Raw genomic sequence first — 20,826 nt, 5'->3', positions numbered from 1 at the left:
CGTCCGGCGGGCCGGGAGCTACCTGGTCACCGGCCGGTGGTCCCGGGCAGCAGCCGGCGGGGCAGCCGCAGCGCTCCCATGGCGGTGCCCGCGGTCGTGGCCGCCAGGACGATGCCCCAGCCCACGGGCCCCATCGGCCGGCAGCCGAAGAACTGGCTCAGGCCTGGGGTCTGCACGACGCCGGCGAGCGCCGCCGCGGAGGCGCCGGCCGCGCCGAGGACGACCGGGTCACCACCGGAGGCGAGTGCGGTCTGGCCCAGCTGCGCGCCGACGAGGGAGGCGAGCGCCACGGTGCTGGCCCGGGTCGCCGTCCCGGTGGCCCTGGCCGCCAGCCAGGCCGCCGTCGTGGCCGCCGACGTGGCGACGGCGCGGCGGGCGACGTCGACGATGAGTGTCTCGCCGAGCGACGCTTCCGGGCCTTCGCGGATGAGCCGCTCCACGGTGACGTGCTTCGGCGGTCGTGCGGCGACCGTGATGGCCGGCAGCAGGTCGGTCATCAGGTTGACGAACAGGATCTGCCGGGCGTTCAGCGGCGGCGTCGCGGCCAGCAGGGAGCTGCCGACCGTGAACAGGATCTCGCCGAGGTTGCCGCCGAGGAGCAGGGCGAGCGACTCACGCACGGACGTCCACATGGCGCGGCCTTCGACGACCCCTTCGGCGATCGTCTCGATACGGCCGTCCATCACGATCATGTCCGCCGACTCGCGGGCGGCGGCGGTGGCCTGCTCGCCCAGCGCGATGCCGACGTCCGCGAGCCGGATGGCGGGCGCGTCGTTGGCGCCGTCGCCGGTGACCGCGACGGCGTGCCCGGCGCGCCGCAGCGCGCGGACCACCGCGGCCTTGTGCCCGGGGCTGACCCGCGCGAAGACGGAGGCCTTGGCCACCAGCGCGTCGACGGTCGCGTCGTCGGCGTCGTCGAGGTCCGGTCCGGTCGCCACCGTCCCGCCGTCGAGCAGGTCGAGCTCGGCGGCGATCGCCGCGGCCGTGCTCGGATGATCGCCGGTCAGCATGATCACCTTGATGCCGGCGCGCCGCAGCCGGTCGACCGCCTCGGCGGCGGTCGGGCGGGTCGGGTCGGCCAGCCCGAGGAGGCCGAGGAACTCGAGGTTGTCGACGCGTTCGTCGTCGAGGCGGCGCCGCGCCGACGCGGCCCGTTCCGCGATCGCGAGCACCCGCAGGCCCTGCCGGGCCATCCGGTCGACCTCCGCCTCGATCTCGTGCCGGTCGGCGGGCGTGATCTCGCGGGCGGTGCCGTCCGGACGCCACGTGACGCACCGCGGCAGCGTGATCTCCGGCGCGCCCTTGACGCTGAGCACCTGGCCGTGCCGGGCGGTGCCGAGCACGGCGTGGAACCCGCGCGCCGGCTCGAACGGCAGCTCGCGGACGGGCCGCCAGCCGCGGGCGGGCTCGTCGGTGCTGACCCCGGCGGCCGCCGCGCCGTCCACCACCGCCTGGTCGGTGGGGTGCGGCAGCGTCCCCTGCCCGTTGGGCACCGGGCTGGCCCGCAGCGCGGCGGCGAGGATCAGCCGGTGCGCCGGGGCGAGCCGGTCGATCGGCGCCTGGACCCGGCCGTCGGACAGGGTCCGCAGCGCGATCTGCCCCTCGGTCAGGGTGCCCGTCTTGTCGAAGCAGATCACGTCGACCCGGCCGAGCGCCTCCATGGACCTGGGGTCGCGGACGAGGATGTTGCGTTCGGACAGCCGGCGGCTGGCGCTCAGCTCGGCCGCGGTGGCGATGAACGGCAGCCCCTCGGGGATGGCGGCGACGGCGAGCGCGACCGAGCTGTTGATCGACTCGCTGAGCCGGCCGCGGAGCAGGCCCGCGGTGAACAGCGCCGCCGCGGCGGCACCGGCCGCCGGCACCGACGCCCTGGTCAGCTCGCGCAGCCGGCGCTGGACGCCGCTCTTCGGGGCTTCCTGCAGCGCGACCAGGGCGCTGCGGCCGGCCTCCGTCCGCTCGCCCGTCGCCACCACGACGCATGTCGCCGTGCCGGCGGCGACCGTCGTGCCCGCGTACACCATGCTGGTGCGTTCGGCGACGGCGGCGGCGCGGGTGGCGGCGACCCGCTTGGTGACCGGCATCGACTCGCCGGTCAGTGACGACTCGTCGATCTCCAGGCCGGAGGTGTCGATCAGGCGGCAGTCCGCCGGCACGACGTCACCGGGCTCCAGGAGCACGACGTCGCCGGGCACCAGCTCGTCGATGCCGCTGGCCCGCTCGACGCCGGCGCGGCGCAACCGCACCCGTGGCGTCGCCGCGTTCACCAGCCGCCGTAGGGCCCGCCGGGCGGCCACGTCCTGGATGCCCGAGATCAGCGCGTTGGCGAGGATGACGGCGCCGACCAGTGCCGCGTCACTCTTCGCGCCGATCATGGCGGAGACGCCGGCGCCGGCGGCGAGCGGCAGCGTCAGCGGGGTGTTCAGTTCGCCGACGACGGTGCCCAGCAGGCCGCGTATCCCGGGCGTCGTCTCGTCGGGGGTGTCGGCGCGCCGGCGTCGTGCGGCGGCCTCCTCGCTGATGCCGTCCGGTGACGTCTCCAGGATCCGGGTGACCTCCTGGACGGGCAGTGCGTGCCAGGCGACGTCGGCGGCGGGCACCGGCACCGCCCGGCGACCCAGGCCGCGCGCCGACCACACCGCGCCGGCGACGTTGGCGGCCAGCGCGACACCGGTGGCCAGCGTCGCGTGGCGGGCGCCCCGCTCCGCCCCCTCGGTGATCCCCAGCAGCGCGCCGGCCACCGAGCCCTGCGCCGCCACCAGGACACTGCGCTTGCTCACCGCCTTGGCGACGGTCGCCGCCTCGAGCAGCAGCCACGCGGTCTCCAGCCCGGGCCCGCCCATGAGGTGCGCACCCCACGGCGGCCGGCGGTCCGGTCGCAGGACGCCGTAACCGCAGTCCGCGGCGGCGAGGGCGGCGTCGTCGCGCTCGCCGATGAGCACGACGACGTGGCCGTCGCGCTGCAGCGCGCGGATCGACGCGGCCAGCCGTGAGCCTCCCGGCACGGTGCCGTCCGCCGGTACCCGGCGCCGCAGCCCGGCCGGTGCCCCGGCGAGCAGCACCCGGCCGACCTGGCGCCCCGCCGCGATCAGCGCGGAGGTCAACGGGTCCAGCGCCGGCTCGACCACGACGGCCGCGACGGGCTGCCGGTCGCGGGTCAACGCGTAGACCTTGCCCGCGGTGCCGTCCGTGGAACGCACGGCGTCCAGGACGGCGTCCGGGGGCGCGGTGGTGAGCCGCTGCGGGGGGACGAGGGCCCACCCCTCGGCGTCCTCGCCGGCCGGCACCGTGCCCCGGTGCCCGTCGACGAGCCGGTTCGCGGCCTGCCAGGCGGCCTCCTCGGTGCCGTTGACGGGCTCCAGGTGCGTGATGACGTGCCGCCCTCCGGTCAGCGCCCGCACGTCGACCACGACGGTGTCGACCCGGTCGAGCCGGCGCAGCGCGGCCGGGTCGCGGACGAGCACGTCCCGTCGGGCCAGGAGCCGGCCCAGTTCGCCCGCGTACGCCTCACGTCCGGCGTACGCGGGGACCGGCGACCCGGCCGCGAGCACCCGGGCGGCGCGCCGGACGCCGCGGGGCATGAGCGCGGCCGCGCCGGAGGCGAGCAGTGCCAGCGTGCTGACCCGGCGGGAGTACTGCTCGATCGGGCCGTCGGCGGGCGCCGCCGGCCGGCCGCCGTCGAGGCGGTCCGCGCGGCTCGCGCCGGGTTCCCGGGGCAGTTCGGTCGCCCGCCGCTGCCACGCGGCGCGTTGAGCGGTGGCCTCGCGCAGCAGGACGATCCGCATGGCGGCGTCGGCGAGCGCGGTCAGCCACACCTGCCCCGCGGCGTCGATGCCGGCGCTCGCCGCGGACACGGCCAGGTCGGCCCAGTTGCGGCCGACGGCCCCGCGCAGCCGGGCGCGCAACCCGGGTATGTGGTCGACCAGCGCGACGAGCGCGGCCAGCTCACGGGGCGCCGCGGGCAGCCGCAGACCGCGGGCGGTGAGGCCGCCGGCCGCGCTGAGCAGGTCGACGATGAGCGTCGTGAGGTGACGGGTCTCGGTGTCGAGGGTCGGCGGCCCGGCCGGGACCTGGTCCGCCTCGGCGGCCGTGACCGACTCGATCAGGTCGTCGAGGCCGAGTTCGTCCTCGTCGTAGCTGATGAGCAGCCGGCCGAGGGCGGCGTTCCACGCGGCCCAGTCGACGCCGCGCAGCGTCTGGAGCGCCTTCTCCAGCAGTTCGCCGCGTTCGGCGCCGATCGGGTGGTGCTCGGCGTCGCCGACCTGGATGTGGGCGAGGCCGTCGCGGGCCCACGCCTTCCGCCCGCCGCGCAGCCGCCGGGTCGAAGCCCGGCCGGCCGGCGTCGGGCGGGTCGGGGCTGGCGTCACTGGGCGGCGGCGAGGGGACGGGCCTTGACCTCTGGCTCACTGCCCGGCAGCTGCGCCAGTCCGTGCGGCTGCGCGGGCTGAGCGCTGCGGGTCGCCACCCAGACCCCCGCCGCGGCGGCGAGGGCGACGGGCCATTCCAGCACGCCGAGCGCGGTCAGCAGGCCGACGCCGCCGTAGTACAGCAGCTGCCGTGGCTGCGGGACGGCAGACCCGATGGTTCTCGCCGTCCAGCCGACGTTCGTGACCATTGACCGTGCCGCCGTCCCGGCCATGTGGACGACCGGCACCTTGACGTGCGGCATCGGGATTTCCTGCCACGTCACCAGTTTGGATTCGGGCGGTTCGGCGGTCGCGGTCGTGCGTTCCCTGGCCTGTGCGACTTCCGGCGGCACAGGGGGCGCGGTCGCGACGGCGGTCGCGCGTTCCTTGGTCTGGCTCGCCCGCTCGGTCGCCGTCGGGGGGACGGCGTCCTTGGCCGCGTTGCGGCGCCGCCCCTGCACCGGCGTGCCGGCGACGCGCGCCGCCGTGGCGGCCTTCTGCTGGCGTGATCGTGGGCTGGTGATTGGGGTCGTCATGGATGAGCACCTCCACCGGCGGTTGTCCGGAAACGGTGCCCTACCCGCGCGGTGCGTGATCAACCCGGCGACCCCGGATCGCGGGTCGCTCAGGCGGGCCGGCTCACGAGGCGGCGGAACGCGGCGACGACCAACGAAATCAGCAGTGCGCTGACGACCTCGACCGCGATCGCGGCAAGCAGTTCGGACATGACGGTGCTCCTTCTCGTGATCGCCTGGCGCCGAAACCGTAGGTGCGCCGGGTGAACGCCATGGGTACAGGACCGGAACATCGCGGTGGTGCGTGGGTCGCGCTACGGCCACCGTGACCTGTGCCTGCTCGCTGACCGCCGGTGCGCGGCAGCGAGATGTCGAGGGTGAAGGCCATGGCGTTGGCCTTTCGGGCGTACCGGGTGGACCGCCGGCGTACCGTCAGAGGCGGTCACGTGGAGTGCCGGGAAGGTGGCCGTCAGATGAACATGCGCGAGCCCGGCACCGCGGCGGCGCGCATGGGGGCGCTGGGGCCGGTGCGGCGGCGGTGGCCGCTGCGGTCGTACCTGATCGGGCTGCTGGTGCTGTTCGTGGCGACCGCCGTGGCAGGCATCGGTGCCGGCTGGGTGCGGGCCCGGCACGACGCCGTGTCCGCCGCGCGGACCGATGCCGCCGTGTCCGCGGACCTGGCCGCGCGGCAGCTCGACGAAAGCCTGGCGATCGTGCGCGGCACGGTCGACGCCGTCGCGTCCAGCCCCGGTGTGGCGCAGGTGTTCGCCGACCCGGCCGCGTGCCGGCTGGCGTTCACGCTCGGTGGCTCCGACGACGGGCACCTGGACGTGCTGCGCCCCGATGGGACCGTCGCGTGCTCGTCCAGACCACCGGCCGGCGGCGAGCCCGCGGACGGCTACGCCGGTGCGACCTGGCTGCCCGGCGCGGTGCGCGCGCCGCAGGCCGTCGCGCCCGTCCGCGACCAGCGCACCGGACGCCCCGCCTACCTGGTCACCGCCGTGATCCCCGGGCTCGGCGTGGCGGCCGCGTTCGTCGACCTGACCGCCCTCGGCGCGGCGGCGGGCAAGCTGTTCGCCGGGGCCCGCCACCTCGAGTTCCTGATCACCACCGCGGACGCCGCGACCGTGCTGACGCGGTGGCCGGACGGGCTGCGGTGGGCGGGCACGCCGGTCCGCGACACCCGGCTGCGGGCGGCGAACGACGGCACCGACGTGACCGGGCTGCCCCGCCTGTACGGGCGGGCGGCCGTCGCCGGCACCGGCTGGCAGGTCTTCGCCGGCGCGGACCGCACGGCCGCGCTGGCCGCCGCCGACCGGCTCGCCCGCCACCAGTCCCTCATCGTGGCGCTCGGCCTGCTCGCGGGGCTGCTGGCCACGATGGTCGTGCAGCGTCGGGTCACCGCCCCGATCGGCCGGCTGCGCACCGCGGTCCGCACCGCCACCGCGTCCGGCGACCTGGACACGACCGTCGCGGTCGCCGGACCGCGGGAGGTGGCCGAGCTCGGTGCCGAGTTCACCGCGCTGCTCGCGACCGTCGGCCGGGAGCTGCAGGAGCGCCGCCGCGCGGAGGACGCCGCCCGCGAGCACGAACGCAACTACCGGCAGATGTTCGACGCCAGCCCGAACCCGGTCGTGCTGTTCGACGCCGACACCCTCGACATCGTCGCCGTCAACCCGGCCGCCGAGACGTACTACGGCCGGCCCGCCGGCACGCTGCTCACCATGGCGTACCCGCAGCTGCAGGCGCCGCCGGAGCCCGGCGCGGAAGCCGGCTGGGACGCGCCGTCCGAGCCCGTCGAACGCGACCGGCCGCAGCGCCACGTCAAACGCGACGGCACGGTCACCGAGGTCAGCGTCACCACGTACCTGACGTCGTTCGCCGGCCGGAAGGCCCGCTGCGCCGTCGTCACCGACGTCACCGAACGCGAGCACCTGCAACGGCGGCTGCGCCAGTCGGACCGGCTGGAGAGCCTCGGCCAGCTCGCCGCCGGCGTCGCGCACGACTTCAACAACCTGCTCGGCATCATCAACGGTTACGCGAGCATGGCCGCCGCCGACCTGGCGCCGCTCGCCGCGGCGGACCCGGCCCTGCGGACCCTGCACGCCGACCTCACCGAGATCGTGGCCGCCGGGGACCGCGCGACCGCCCTCACCCGGCAACTGCTGTCCTTCGCCCGTGCCGACCCGGCACCCGAGACCCGCACCCTGGACCTCAACACCGTCATCGCCGACCTCGACACGCTGCTGCGCCGCGCCCTCGGCGAGGACGTCACCCTCGTCATGCAGCTCGCGCCACGGCCGTGGCCGATCCGCGCCGACCCCGGCCGTCTCGAACAGGTCCTGATCAACCTCGCGGTCAACGCCCGCGACGCGATGCCCGGCGGTGGCACCCTCACCATCGAGACCGCGCCGGTCACCGTCGACGAGCACTACACCGCCCAGCACCCCGGCGTGCACACCGGGCGCTACATGCGGCTGCGGGTCAGCGACACCGGCACCGGCATGAGCAAGGAGACCCTGGAGCGGGCCTTCGAACCGTTCTTCACCACCAAGCCCAAGGGCCACGGCACCGGTCTGGGCCTGGCCACCATCTACGGCATCATCACCCAGGCCGGCGGCCACACCCAGATCTACTCCGAGCCCGGCCACGGCACCACCATCACCGCGCTGCTGCCCGCCACCGGCGAGGACGCCGAACCGGACACCACACCCGCCGCGCAGCACCGGCCGGGCACCGGTGAGACGATCCTGCTCGTCGAGGACGACGACAGCCTGCGCGCCGTCACCGAACGCGTCCTGCGGCAGTCCGGCTACACCGTCCTGTCCGCCGGCACGGTCACCGAGGCCCGCGACCTCGCGGCGGCCCACCCCGGCATCGCGCTGCTGCTCACCGACGTGATCCTGCCCGACATGCACGGCCCCGCGCTCGCCGCCGCCCACCCCGGGTTGCCCGTCGTCTACCTTTCCGGGTACACCGAGACGATCCTGGCCACCCGCAGCACCGTCCCGGCGGGCGCGACCCTGCTCACCAAGCCGGTCAGCGCCCATCAGCTCCTGCACACCGTCGCCCGGGTCCTCGACCACGCGAACAGCCCGCAGCCGCACTGATCCGGCGGCACCGTGCACCGCCGGGGGTTTGCCGACGACCGGCAACCCGCGGCGGTCGAATTCGCCGACGGCTGCCGGTGGCGTCACCGGTACCGGCAGGCACGCTGGAGGTGCACGGGAAGCGGAAGCGCGCAGGCCGCGCGATCCCGGCCCCCGGGCACAGCGTGAGGCAGGAGGACCGTCGTGACGAGCACGATGCAGCAACCAGTGGAACTGCTCCGGGACAGACTGGAGCACGCGTTCGCCATCCACACCAACCGGCTGAACGAGCTCACGTTGCGCGGCAGCATGACGGACCCCACCACGTTCGAGGCCAGGGTCGAAGCGGCGCGGCGCGGCATCGCCAACACCGCACAGGCGTTGCGTCGCATGTCGGAGGGCACCTACGGCCGTTGCGAAGCGTGCGGGACGACCATCGCCTGGCAGCGGCTGGAAGCGGTGCCGCACGCCCGCCACTGCTCGGACTGCCGGTAGCCGACGGCCGCCACGGCGGCCGCCGTGCACCTCGCACGGCGACGGCGACCGGTGCCGCTACCACCCCTCCAGGGTGGCGCGGGCGTCGCCGTGCTCCCGGCGCAGCTCGGCCTGCATCCCCGCGAGCAGGTCCCAGCCGAACTGCTCCTCCCACTCGCCGACGGTGATCGTCACCTCGTACCAGTCCAGCTCGCCGGGCCGTTCCCGCACCTTGACGATCCGGGTCAGCCCGCCGCGCAGCTCGGCACCGGGCGCGAGGTCGCGCCAGCACCGTGACGGCACGTAGACGTCGTCACCGACCCGCGGCGGCGGTGGCAGCGTGCGGTCGAAGCCGCGCCGCAGGATCCGGTCGAGGTCGCCCGGCCGCACCGCCGCCGTTCGGGTCGGCACCGCCGGGTCGCCGGTCGTCGGCGACGTGTACGCCCCGAGCGCCGTCATCAGCTCGCCGCCGTCCAACCGCCACCCCTGCCGCGCCGGCAGCGACAGGTCCCCGGCGAGGGACCGGGCGATCCAGCCGGCGACCGCGGCCGGCTCGGGCACGAGGCCCTGCTGCCAGTACACGGCCCGGCCGCGCGACCGGGCGCCGCCGCGGCGGTCGAGGGCGTACGACCAGCCGCCGGCACTGTCCCAGACGACGTCGAACCGGCGGCTGTCGGGGAACGCGGGCACCGAGGCGGCCAGGTCGACGGTGAGCTGACCCCGCAGCGCGTGGGCCGTCTGGACGGCCCGGGCGATGACCCGGACCCCGCGCCCGGCGAGGGCCCGGTCCACGGCGAGGAGATAGCCGTAGTGCGGCTGCTCCCGCAGCGCCTCCGCGTGGTCGGTCACCACCGCGCCGCGCCCGGGCCCGGGCCCGTCGATGTTGCGCAGCATGGCGAGCAGCTCGGGAACCGTGCCCGCCCAGCCCGCGTCGAGCGCCCGCTGCGCCGCACCGAGCCGCAACGGGTGGGCGCCGAGGTCCGGGTCGGCGAGCAGCAGCAACGCCCGCGTCCGCCGGGCCGGGTCCGGCTCCGCCGTCGGTCCGCTCACCGACGCACCGTACCCGGCGCGGCCTCATCGGCCGGGGATCAGCTGCCTGCGTTGGCTCGTCGGTTGTGCCTCACGATGCTCGCGGACTGCTCCTCCGCTACGGCATCACGGGGATGGCCGACACCGATACGGCGCGAACTCACCCGCTCGCTCACCCCGCGCCGGCCTTGTACGGGCGTAGCGTAGGACTTGCCTGCGAGACGACCGAGCGGCTGGTAAAACAGTCGGGCCGATGCACCGGGAGACCGAGAGGTCGAACGGAAGTGTCGGCACCGGAACCGGATAGCACCGGGGAAGGCGAGATCGCCTCGCAGGTTAACGCTGTCCGGGGTCAGGGGAGCAGCGCCAGCTTGCCCGCGGTGGCCCGGGCCGCCAGGTCCATGAGCGCCTTCGGCCCGTCCGCCAGCTCGTACGCGGTCGGCCGGGCCGGGCCGATCACCCCGGCGGCGAGCAGCGCCGACAGCTCACCCATCACCTCGCCGAAGACCTGTGGTGCCGCCTGGATGAGCACGCCGAGGTTCAGGCCGACGACGTGGACCTGGTGGCGGTACACGAGGTCCCAGTTGCTGATCGCGGCGTCGCCGCCGGCGAGGCCGTAGACGACGACGCGGCCGGTGACTCGTTTCGTGGCGGCCAGGCCGGCCGCGAAGGTGGCGCCGCCGGCCGACTCCAGGACCAGGTCGGCGCCCGCGCCGCCGGTCAGCCGCAGCACCTCGGCGGCGAGGTCCGGGGTGCGGGCGTCGATGACGTGGTCGGCGCCGAGGGACCGCACCGTCTCGTGCTTCGCCGGTGAGGCGGTGGCGATGACCGTCGCGCCGTACTGCTTGGCCAGGGTGACGGCGGCCTGGCCGGTCCCGCCGGCCGCGGCGTGGATGAGCACGGTCTGGCCCGCGGTGAGGCCGCCGAGCGGGCGCAGGGCCGCCAGGGCGGTCGGCCAGTTCACCGTCAGGCCCAGCGCCTGTTCGTCGGTCCAGCCCGCCGGCACCGGTGCCGCAGCGGCAGCCGGCAGGGCCAGGTATTCGGCGAACGCGCCGCCGGTGATGCTGACGCCGACGACGTGGCTGCCGGGGCGCGGGGCGGTCACGCCCTCGCCGAGAGCGACGACCTCGCCGGCGGCCTCGATGCCGGCCAGGTACGGCGGCCGCGGCCCACCCGCGAACGTGCCGCGGGCCTGCGAGACGTCGACGAAGTTGACACCGGCGGCGGCGACCCGGATGAGGACTTCACCCGGCCCCGGTCGAGGTACCGGCGCGTCGGTGATGAGCCGCAGGTCCTGCGGGCCGTTCAGGGACGTCTGCTGCAGCGCGCGCATCCAGGGCTCCTCAGTTTTGTTTATCGAACGACCAAAAAAGGTTGGCACGAAGAACGAAGCGCGGTCAAGCTAAAGTTGGTCGAACGACAAACAATCCCGGAGACGACGCAGATGGCTTCTCGCGGCAGGCCGCGCACCTTCGACCCCGACACCGCCCTGCGGCAGGCCCTCGACCTGTTCTGGGAGCGCGGCTACGAAGGAACCTCGCTGCAGGACCTCGCCCAGGCCATGGGGGTCGCCTCGGCCAGCATCTACGCCTGCTTCGGCAGCAAGGCCGACCTCTTCCGCAAGGTGATGGCCCTGTACGGCGCCACCTCGGGCGAGCCGCCCAGGCGTGCGCTGCGCAACCAGCCGACCGCCCGCGCCGCCGTCCACGCCATGCTGCGCGCCACCGCCGACCAGATCACCGGGCCGGCGACCCCGCACTACTGCATGCTCATCCTCGCCGCCCCGGTCGGCGCCGTGGAGAACGACGAGATCCGCGAGTTCCTCGCCGAGCGGCGGCGCGACATGCGGGCCCTGATCCGTGACCGGCTCGCCCGCGGCGTCGCCGACGGCGACCTCACCGCGCCGCCCGCCGCCCTCGACGCCGTCGCCCGCTACTACACGACCGTCGTGCAGGGTCTGTCGATCCAGGCCCGTGACGGCGCCACCCGCGCCGAGCTGGAGACGGTCGTGGCCTGCGCGATGGCCGCGTGGGACACCCTCACGACCGCGGGTCAGGACCGGTAGCCGGCCGGCCGGATGTTGTTGTTGAGCCGGAACCGGTTCTCGGGGTCGTACGCCTGCTTGACCCTGCCGAGCCGGTCGAGGTTCTCGCCGAACGCCGTCTGCCGGCCCGCGGCGTCCACATCCATCTCGCTGCTGAAGTTCAGGTAGGTGCCGCACGCCGACGGCAGGGCGTTCACCTCGTCGAACGCGTCCCGCACCCACTGCATGTCGGCCTGCGTGTCGGCCGGGTCGGTCCAGTTGCCGTCGATGCTGACGATGTACGCCGCGCTCCGGTCGCCGAACGCGGTGTCCTGCGGCCCCAGGCGCCGCACTGCGCCGCCCATCTGCGGCACGTGGACGAGGGTGGTGGGATGCGGCCGGTCGAGCCCCCGGCGCAGCACCATCCGCAGCACGTCGTCACCGAGGTCGCGTACCGTCACCGACTTCCAGTAGCTGAGCAGCTCACCCTTCGGGAACATCCAGTCCAGCAGCCGCTGCACGTCCCGGAACGGCCGGGGCCCGCTCAGGTCGGCCAGCGGCGTGCCGAACCGGCCGACCTTCCGCAGGATCGTCGTGGCGTCCTCGGGCGGGCCCGCGTAGACGGCGCCGACGATGAACACGTCCCGGTTGTGCACCTCCGGCGGCAGCAGCGGCGAGGCCGGCATCGACCAGAACATGGCCCGGCTGGTGACCTCGTCCGGCAGGCCGCCCGTCCAGTCCCGCCAGGCCGGCAGGATCTCCTCCGCGTCGGCGGCGGCGTACATCGCGGCCCCGTACATGACGATCGGCCCGACCGGATGGGCCTGGAACTCGAACGCGGTGACGACGCCGAAGTTGCCGCCGCCGCCGCGCAGCGCCCAGAACAGGTCCTCGTGCTCGGTCTCGGTGGCCCGCAGCAGCCCGCCGTCGGCCGTCACGATCTCCGCGGCCACGAGATTGTCGCAGGTGAGCCCGTACTTGCGGTGCAGCCACCCGAGTCCGCCGCCGAGCGTCAGCCCGGCCACGCCGGTCGTGGACACCACGCCGCCCGGCACGGCCAGACCGAAGACCTGCGCCTCCCGGTCGACGTCTCCCCAGGTCGCGCCGCCCTGGACGCGTACGAGCCGCTCCGCGGGGTTCACCCACACGCCGCGCATCGCCGACAGGTCGATCATCATGGCGTCGTCGCACGAGCTGTGACCCGCGATGCCGTGCCCGCCGCCGCGCACCGCGACCAGCAGGTCGCGCTCCCGGGCGAGGTTGACCGCGTCGATCACGTCCGCCGCCCCCGAACACCGGGCGATGAGCCCCGGGTGCCGGTCGAACATCCCGTTGTGCAGGGCGCGGGTCTCGTCGTAGGCGGGGTCGTCCGGCGTGATGAGCGGCCCGTGGAAGGCCGTCCGGAGCGCGTCGAACCGCTCGTCGGTGACGGCCGTCTGGCCGCCGTCGAGCGTACGGAGCCTCATCGTCATCGCCAGGTCCTCCAGCCGGTCGGGTCCAACCCCGGTCCGACTATCACCAGCGATCCGGCCCTTAAACCCGCTCATCCAGGCGGGTGAGCAACGCCGACCCGCCCGGCCGCTACTGGTAGCGCCGGAGGCCGCGGCCGTCGCCGCCCAGCTGCCAGCGCGTTCGTTGGTCAGGCGCCGGCGGGTGGCGTCGCCGGCGCGACCTCCTCCGCTGCCTTCGCCAGGGTCTCGCGGGCCACACGTAGCCAATCGTCGATCTGCCCGTCGCCGGTCGCGGCGAGTTGCTCGAAGCGTGCGACCGCCTCTCCGGCGGCTTCCAGGGCCGCATCCAGGTCGCGGTGTGCCGCGAGGCGCACCGTGGCGAAGGTGTCCAGCGCATTGGCCAGCTCGGGCTCGTGCGCGCCGGGGGCGGCCGAGTACATGTCCCGGTGGCGCTCGACCGCCTCCTCGGAGACGGCAAGTGCTTCGTCGTGGTGGTGCAGGGCGGACAGGAGCCAGCCGAGGTAGTGGATGGACCTGGCGAGCGCGGACGGATCTGCCGTCCGGTCGGTCTCGACGAGCAGCCGGTGTCGGGCGACCATCTCCCTCGCCGTCTCCAGCGCGGCATCGTGCCGGCCGGCGTGCCACAAGGCGGCGGTCAGGCCGTACAGGGCTCCGGCGAGTCTGTGCTCGTAGCGCTCCCGGTCGGTTTCGGCCAGCGCTCGGAACGTCGACACCGCCTCGGTTGCGGCGGTGAGCGCCTCGTCGTGCCGCCCGAGCGCCAAGTAGCACCCCGTCAGGATCGACAGTGTGCTGGCGATCGGGGTTTGATAGCCGCTCGCCTCGCTGGAGCGGTGCAGCTCGCGGAAGATGGTCAGTGCTTCGGTGAGGCGGGAGACCGCCTCATCATGGCGGGACAGCTCGGTGAGGTTCAGGCCGAGCCTCCACAGCGTCGTGCCGAGGTCGTACCGGAGGGTTGCGTCGCCGGCCCCGTTCAGCCGGCGATACGCGGCGACGGCATCCATGCCCGCCGTGACCGCCTGCTCGCGGTGCCCCAGCCGGGTGAGGGCGTTGCTCAGGAAGTTCAGGGCTTCGGCGAGGTCGGGTTCGTGCAGCGCTCGATTCGCCTCGACCAGCCGGGATTCGACCCTCACCGCCTCGGTGGCCGTTGCGAGGGCTTCCTCCCACCGGTCTAGCGCGGCGAACTGCCGGCCGGTCACGGTCAGGTGCCGGGCCAGGTCCGGAGCCCACTTCGACGAGTCGGCAGCGGCCATCGCGTGGATGATTTCCAGCGCTTCTCTCGAGTAGTCCAGCGCCTCGTCGTCCCTGCCCATCCTGGACAACATGATGACCAGATTGTTCAGGTACAGCCCGAGCCGGACATCCGCGCCCACGGTGCGCTGGATCTCGACCGCTTCCAGGGCAGCCCGGAGGCCGGACTCGGATGCTTCAGCGGGGTATCGAACGCTGACATTGGCGAGCGCTCGCGCGAGGCCGTCCAGGAGTTCGACCCGACCCGACTCGACGAGTCGCCGGAACAGGCGCACCGCCTCTTCTCCTGTGGCGAGTGCCTCGGCTGCGTGCCGGGTGTAGTAGAGGTAGATGCCATGGAGGTCGATGGCGTCCGCCAGGCCTGCCACATATCTGTCCGGATCGTCGTCGGCGAGCCTTCGCAGCACGGGGATCGCTTCGCTGCTGGCGGTGAGTGCACCCTCATGAAAACCGGCATTCGATTGCCGCTGAGCGGACCGCACGTAAAGCCTCGCTCGTTCGGCCGGGTCGCCGGTGACGCCGACCCGGTGGGCAGTAAGCCGGTGGTCGACGGCGGCGATCGCGATGTCGAAGTCGACGTGCCGGTCCTTCGGCAGGACCGTCTCGATCGCCTCCAGCACGCTGATTTCGACGTCTGGGATGGCCGCGAGACGGGCGACGGCCGAGCCGCCGGCAAGCTTGGCCAGTTCCGGATGTTTGCGCAGCAGCGGATACAGCACGTCCGCGGCGAAATGCGGCCAGCGGCGGGCGGTCTCGATCAGGACCGTGACCGCGGCGGGGGTGTAGGCCGGTGGGTTGCCGTCCCGGCGCCGCGTGAGCAGGTGTTTGGCCGCCTTCTTGGCCCAGGGGTCCACCAGGTGGCGGGCCACGCCGGAGCCGGGTGTGGTCAGGGCCAGGAAGTCCTCGCCGAGCCGGTCCGGATAGAGGGGTTCGAGGACGGTCTTGCCGAGCTCCGACGGGTAACACATGGCGTGGTCGTCGACCGCCTGCCCGGCGTCGTCGAAGCCCAGTCGTCGCAGTGTCCGGACAGCCTTGGCCCGAGGTCGGGGGCCGGTGAGTGTGGCGATGTAGACGCAGCGGGCCATGGTGCTGGGGTTGACGGCGATCTGCCGGGCGTCGTGCAGGCGCTGCCAGTGGGCGATCTCGCGCTTGAGCAGGTTCACTGACAACTCGATCATGTCGGTGGGCGCCGCGCGGGCGGGGTGTGCCGGGCGTCCGGCCGCAGCGGCGGCCCGGTCGTCGACATGGGCGGTGACGGCGTCCAGCGCGGCCATGTGCGTGGCGAGGACCAGCCGCGACCCTTCACCGTGCAGCTGCGGCGCCGGCAGGTTGACTGTGCCGGTGGCGCCGAGCTTCTCCGCGAACGCGGCCACGGCCAGGGCGAAGCTGGTCTGTCGCTCGTCGTCGGTGTCCGCCAGCGGCTTCAGCTCCAGTTCGTCCGTCCGCACCTCGGTGGTGTCGAGTTCGTGGGTGAGGCTCATCCACCAGTAGCCGACCGATCGGGTCAGCAGGAGCACCCGGACCGGGCCGCCGGAGCGGCCGGGCAGGCCTTCGTTGAGCACCTTTCTCAGGTCGTCCGAGGGCCAGCGCTCCGCGTAGTCGACGATCGCCAGCAGCCCTCGCCAGCCGCCGGCGGGCCGCTGCGCCGGTGTGCCCGTCGCCGCGGGACTTCCGCTGGGCCGGACCGCGACGACCTCCCAGCCGGCCTTCGCCGAGGCGATCGCGAACTGCGTGGCGAGGCGGGTCTTGCCCTGCCCGCCGGTGCCGTGCACGAGGCGGACCGCGCGGGTTGCGGTGCCGTCGCGCCACGAGGACAGCTCGGCGAGCTCCTCGTCCCTGCCGTGAAACGGCACCACCTGCCACCGCGCGTCCAGGAAGCGGCTCGGCGAGGAACTGGCGGGCACCGTGGGCGGCTCGGTCGGGAACGGCGACACGATGTACCCGATCGAGCCGATGGTGACATCGCCGTCCACGATCCCGGTGTTCGCGAACCCGACACCGGCGACGGATGCGGCACCGGAGTGCCCAACAATGTGCCGGTCGCCGGCAGGGCCCGCCGGCGTGGTCATCGACCCGCGGCGGTGACATCACCGATGACGACGCCGGTGTTGGCCACGGCACCTTCGGTCGCGAACGCGGTGCCGGTGTTCACGGCCTGCGCCCGGATCGGTCTGCGGTCCGGCAGCGCGGCGACGATCCGCCGCAGCTCGGCGGCCGTGTCCTCGTCCCCCTCCTGCAGCAGGTCGCTGAGGCGGACGGTCCATGCCTGCGCGGCGGCTCGGCGCACGTCCTCTCGGTCCGCGTCGGCGGCGGCTTCGATCTCGGCGGCCGTGGCGTCCAGCCTCGACTCGGCCAACTCCCGGCGGCGGGCGTCACCGCGGCCGAACAGGCGGCCGAAGGCCGTGCGCGCCGCGATCCAGCCGTCCGTCGCCGCCGCCCCGACGAGCGCGGCCCCGCCGGTTGCCGCCAGCGTCGCGATCCACTCCGCGTCCATTGCCGTCCTCCGCTCCCGGCGCGTGTTTGCGCACGATCTGCTATCGATGTATCACACCCCGTCCAGCATGGGCCATCGACCCGCGGTGGTGCTGGCACCACCGGCCGGGTACGGGCTGCGCCCCGGCGGACCGGCAGGGCGGCGCCCTGGGAACGGGGTCGGGCCGGGGTGACCCTGAGACCCATGACAACCACGCAGACAACCACGCAGTTGAGCAGGAACAAGGGCATCGCCGTGCGGTTCCTGGAGCTGGTGTCGGCGCACGATCTCGACGGGCTGAGCCGGATGATCGCGCCGACCTGGACCATGCAGGGCGGGCCGCCCGGACTGGCCGCCGGGCCTGAGGGGCTGCGCCAGCTGTTCGGCACGTTCGGCCGGGTCGAGCAGACGTGGACGGTGGAGCAGCTCCTCGCCGAGGGCGACCTCGTCGCGGTGCGGGCCGTCAACACGTGCGTCCAGGACAGCTTCTTCGGGGTACCGGGTCACGGCCGGGTCCAGGTGTTCACCGCCACGTTCGTGCACCGCATCGTCGGCGGCCTCATCGAGGCGACCTGGCGCAACGCGGACGACCTCGGCCGGGTGCTCCAGCTCGGCGGGCGGATCGTCGCGGGGGAGGCGCCCCGATGAACCGCTGGTGGCACCGCCTGCGGGCGGCGGCCAGGACGGTCGCCGAGCTGATGCGTCCGGACGGGCTGTCGCCGCAGCCCCGGCTGACCGGCTACCCGGTCCAGCGCCGGTGACTATGTGCGACCGTCACCCTTGAGACGGGTGATGTCCGCTGCTACTCTCCATCTACCATCGTGGATCTCCGCCCCCAATGTTGCTGCCGGAGAAGGCGGCTGGAGAGCGGAGCGGCATGGACATCGGCATCCTGGGGCCGGTTGAAGTCTCGATCGACGGCCGGATGCTCCAGCTCGGCGGCCCCCGCACCCACGCGGTGCTTGCCGCGCTGTGCCTGGACGCCGGGAAGATGGTCTCCACCGACCGGCTGATCGAGGTGCTGTGGGGTGAGCACCCGCCGGCCACCGCCCGCTCGCAGGTCCAGATCTGCGTCTCCACCCTCCGGCGGGTGTTCGCCGCCGCCGCCGGCCCGGGCGGCCCGCAGGTGCTCATCGAGACCCGCCCGCCCGGGTACGCGCTCACCCTGACCGGCGCCCGGCTCGACGCGCGGCTGTTCGAGGAGCGGGCGGCGCAGGCGGCCAGGCTGGCCGACGACGGCGCGCTGCACGAGGCCGCCGGGCTGTTCCGCACCGCACTGGAGCTGTGGCGCGGCCCGCCGCTCGCCGGGCTGCACGGCGAGCTCCTCGAGGCCAGCGCACGCCACCTGGACGAGCGGCGCCTCGCCGTGCTGGAGCGGCGCATCGACGTGGACCTGCAGCTCGGCCGGCACGCCGAACTCGTGGCGGAGCTGGGCGAGCTGATCGTGCAGCACCCGCTGCACGAGTGGTTCTACGGCGCCCTGATGACCGCGCTGCACCGCTGCGGCCGGCGGGCCAGGGCCCTGGAGGTGTACCGGCGGGCCCGCGCCGTCCTGGTGGAGGAGCTCGGCATCGAACCGGGCGCGGAGCTGCGCCGCATCGAACAGCTGGTGCTCGCCGGCGCGCCGGAAGGCCCGGTGCCGCCGGAACCGCCGCCCCGCGAACCGGGCCGTGACGGCGCTGAGCCGCGCCCGGCGCAGCCGGCTGAACCGCGCCCGGCGCAGCCGGCCGAGACGCCGCAGCCGCCGGGCGGGGAACCGCCGAGGGCGGCCCGGCCCCGGCCGGTCCCGCCGAACCAGCTGCCGCTGGACACCGCGGACTTCACCGGCCGCGCCACCGAGGTCGCCCGGGTCACCGCCGCGGTCACCGGCACGGCCGGTCACAGCGCGACCCGGCAGCCGGCGATCGTCGCGATCGCCGGTCCGGGCGGGGTCGGCAAGTCCGCCCTGGCGCTGCACGTCGCGCACGCACTGCGGCACGCGTTCCCCGACGGCACGCTGTACGCGAACCTGTCCGACGGCACGCAGCCGGTCCACCCGGCCGAGATCCTCGGCAGGTTCCTGCGCGCGCTCGGCGTCAACGGGCTGTCGATTCCCGGCGGCGTCGACTCGCTCGGCGAGATCTACCGCGACCTGATCTCCGACCGCCGGATCCTCATCGTGCTCGACAGCGCCGTCGACGAGACGCAGGTGCTGCCGCTGTTACCAGGCAACGAGCCGGCGGCCGTGATCGTGACCAGCCGGCAGCGGCTGACCGCGCTGCCGGGCGCGATGCACGTGTCGCTCGACGTGCTGCCGCCCGAGCCGTCGGTGGACCTGCTCGCGGCGGTGGTCGGCACCGCCGGAGCGGCCGGCACCGGGCGCGACGACGCGGCCCTCGCCGAGCTGGCCACGCTCTGCGGTGGGCTGCCGCTCGCGCTGCGCATCGCCGGTGCCCGGCTCGCCTCACGGCCGCACTGGAAGCCCAGCCGGCTCATCGGCCGGATGCGCGACGAGACCCGCCGCCTCGACGAGCTGGAGCACGGCGCCCTCGGGGTGCGGGCGAGCATCGCGGTGAGCTACTCCGGCCTCGGCCCCGGCGCCCAGCGGCTGCTGCGGTTACTGGCCTGCCTCGACACGCCCGAGTTCGGCGCGTGGGTCGCCGCCGCGCTGCTGGACGTGGCCCTGGACGACGCCGAGGACCTGGTGGACGACCTGGTCGGGGCGCACCTGCTGGCGGTGCTCGCCGAGACGCCCGACGGGCCGGGCCGGTTCCGGCTGCACGACCTGGTGCGGGTCTTCGCCCGGGAGCGCGCGCAGAGCGAGGAGCCGGACGGGCAGCGCACCGCCGCGGTCCGGCGGGCTCTCGCCGGCTGGCTGCACCTGGCCGAGGAGGCGCACCGTCGCGAGTACGGCGGGCGGTACACCATCCTGCACGGCACCGAACCCCGCTGGGCGCTGCCCGGCAGTGCCGCCGCCGCCCTGCTGGAGCAGCCGATCCGCTGGCTTGAGGCGGAGCGGCAGGCGCTGACCGCCGCGGTGCGCCAGGCGGTCCGCAACCGCTGGGACGAGCTGGCCTGGGACCTGGCGCTGACCCTGGTCACGCTGTTCGAGGCGCGCAGCTACCTGGTCGACTGGCGGGAATCGGCCGAGCTGGCGCTCGCGCTGGCCCGGCAGGTGGACAACCGGCGGGGGATGGCGGCGATGCAGTACACGCTGGGCGCGCTGGACATCGTCGAGCAGCGGTACGCCGGCGCGGGCGACCGGCTGCGGCAGGCCCTCGACGGCTTCACCGCCTGCGGCGACCACCACGGGCGCGGGCTGGTGCTGCGCAACCTCGCCTTCCTCGACCGGATCACCGGACGGCCGGACCTGGCCCGGGCCGGGTACGAGCAGGCGCTGCCGATCCTGCGCGAGGCCGGCGACCAGATCGCCGTGGCGCACGTGCTGTGCAGCCTCGCCGCGCTGCGGCTGGAGGCCGGCGACGCCAACCAGGCGCAGAAGATCCTCGACGACGCGCTGGTGATCACCCAGATCGCCGGCAGCCGCCGGGTCCAGGGGCAGGTGCTGTTCCGGCTCGGCGAGGTCCACCTGGTGCGCGACGAGCTGGACCGGGCCGCGGAGGCGTTCCATCAGGTGCTGCGGCTGACCCGGGACCAGGGCGACCGGCTCGGTGAGGCGTACGCGCTGCTGGGCCTCGGCAAGGTCCGGCACCGCGAGGCGCGGCACGGCCCGGCGGAGACCGCCCTGTCGCAGGCGTTGCAGTTGGCCGAGGAGCTCGGCGACCGGCTGGTGCAGGCGCACGCGCTGCTCGCGCTCGGCCTGCTGGACGTGGCACGGGACGAGCCGGCCCGGGCGGGGGAGCGGCTCGACGCCGCGGTGCGGACCTTCGGCGCGGTCGGGGCGACCGTGCAACAGGTCAACGCGCTGGTGGTGCTGGGGGAGCAGCGGTTGCGACTCGGCGACACGCACGGCGCCATGCGTGCCGCGGTCAGCGCCGGGACCCTGCTCGGCGATGTCGACCGGGACGACGACACTGCGGAGACGCGGGGGCTCCGGCAGCGGATCAGCGCGCTGATCCCGCCGGCCTGAACGGGCTGCCCCAGTTGGTGTCGCGCTGCTG

12 protein-coding genes are annotated in these 20,826 nt (G+C 74.5%); 5 read left to right on the top strand and 7 right to left on the bottom strand.

The genetic code is table 11. The features are described from left to right. Positions 1-26: 26 nt before the first annotated feature. Entirely contained in the window at positions 27-4,364 is a 4,338-nt protein-coding gene (locus tag OP18_RS26740; protein ID WP_052387377.1) for an HAD-IC family P-type ATPase, read from the bottom strand. Then, entirely contained in the window at positions 4,361-4,939 is a 579-nt protein-coding gene (locus tag OP18_RS26735; RefSeq protein ID WP_033361767.1) for a hypothetical protein, read from the bottom strand. Before OP18_RS26735 ends, OP18_RS26740 begins: the two co-directional genes overlap by 4 nt. Before the next feature lie 452 nt (positions 4,940-5,391). Between OP18_RS26735 and OP18_RS53090 the strand changes: the two genes are divergently transcribed. Together OP18_RS53090 and OP18_RS26725 are read left to right on the top strand one after the other, a co-directional pair. Continuing rightward, positions 5,392-8,028, top strand: coding sequence for an ATP-binding protein (locus tag OP18_RS53090; RefSeq protein ID WP_052387376.1), 2,637 nt, complete (start codon positions 5,392-5,394; stop codon positions 8,026-8,028). A 183-nt stretch (positions 8,029-8,211) separates the two neighbouring features. Further along, complete coding sequence (locus OP18_RS26725) at positions 8,212-8,502, top strand: TraR/DksA family transcriptional regulator (RefSeq protein ID WP_033361766.1); 291 nt, start codon at positions 8,212-8,214, stop codon at positions 8,500-8,502. Between the two features lie 57 nt (positions 8,503-8,559). Here the strand turns inward: OP18_RS26725 and OP18_RS26720 are convergent, their stop codons facing one another. Together OP18_RS26720 and OP18_RS26715 are read right to left on the bottom strand one after the other, a co-directional pair. Further along, positions 8,560-9,531, bottom strand: a complete 972-nt coding sequence (locus tag OP18_RS26720; RefSeq protein WP_033361765.1) for a DUF6292 family protein — start codon at positions 9,529-9,531, stop codon at positions 8,560-8,562. 331 nt (positions 9,532-9,862) lie between these two features. Continuing rightward, entirely contained in the window at positions 9,863-10,843 is a 981-nt protein-coding gene (locus OP18_RS26715) for a zinc-binding dehydrogenase (RefSeq protein ID WP_033361764.1), read from the bottom strand. Positions 10,844-10,954: 111 nt separating this feature from the next. Here OP18_RS26715 and OP18_RS26710 point away from each other — a divergent pair, with 111 nt between their 5' ends. Next, the gene (locus OP18_RS26710) at positions 10,955-11,575 is read left to right on the top strand and encodes a TetR/AcrR family transcriptional regulator (protein ID WP_033361763.1); all 621 of its coding nucleotides are present in this window, start codon (positions 10,955-10,957) and stop codon (positions 11,573-11,575) included. Here OP18_RS26710 and OP18_RS26705 read toward each other — a convergent pair. From OP18_RS26705 to OP18_RS58730, 3 genes are all read right to left on the bottom strand, one after another. After that, positions 11,563-13,005 (bottom strand): FAD-binding oxidoreductase, encoded by a 1,443-nt coding sequence (locus OP18_RS26705; RefSeq protein WP_033361762.1) that lies wholly within the window; start codon positions 13,003-13,005, stop codon positions 11,563-11,565. The genes OP18_RS26710 and OP18_RS26705 overlap by 13 nt on opposite strands. 167 nt (positions 13,006-13,172) lie before the next feature. After that, positions 13,173-16,322: a tetratricopeptide repeat protein gene (locus OP18_RS26700; RefSeq protein ID WP_052387375.1), complete on the bottom strand. Its 3,150-nt coding sequence runs from the start codon at positions 16,320-16,322 to the stop codon at positions 13,173-13,175. Beyond that, positions 16,319-16,747, bottom strand: coding sequence for a hypothetical protein (locus OP18_RS58730; protein ID WP_052387374.1), 429 nt, complete (start codon positions 16,745-16,747; stop codon positions 16,319-16,321). The genes OP18_RS26700 and OP18_RS58730 overlap by 4 nt, the downstream gene beginning before the upstream one ends. A gap of 183 nt (positions 16,748-16,930) precedes the next feature. Here OP18_RS58730 and OP18_RS58725 point away from each other — a divergent pair, with 183 nt between their 5' ends. Both OP18_RS58725 and OP18_RS26685 read left to right on the top strand, forming a co-directional pair. Further along, the gene (locus OP18_RS58725; protein WP_162189839.1) at positions 16,931-17,374 is read left to right on the top strand and encodes an ester cyclase; all 444 of its coding nucleotides are present in this window, start codon (positions 16,931-16,933) and stop codon (positions 17,372-17,374) included. A 229-nt stretch (positions 17,375-17,603) separates the two neighbouring features. Then, a complete protein-coding gene (locus OP18_RS26685) occupies positions 17,604-20,795 on the top strand; it encodes an AfsR/SARP family transcriptional regulator (RefSeq protein WP_052387372.1) in 3,192 nt (1,063 codons plus the stop codon). Positions 20,796-20,826 lie beyond the last annotated feature (31 nt).

This window comes from Dactylosporangium aurantiacum, assembly GCF_000716715.1.
Lineage (GTDB): Bacteria > Actinomycetota > Actinomycetes > Mycobacteriales > Micromonosporaceae > Dactylosporangium > Dactylosporangium aurantiacum.
The sequence above is the reverse complement of the archived record's forward strand: the minus strand, read 5'-3'. Positions and strand labels throughout refer to the sequence as shown.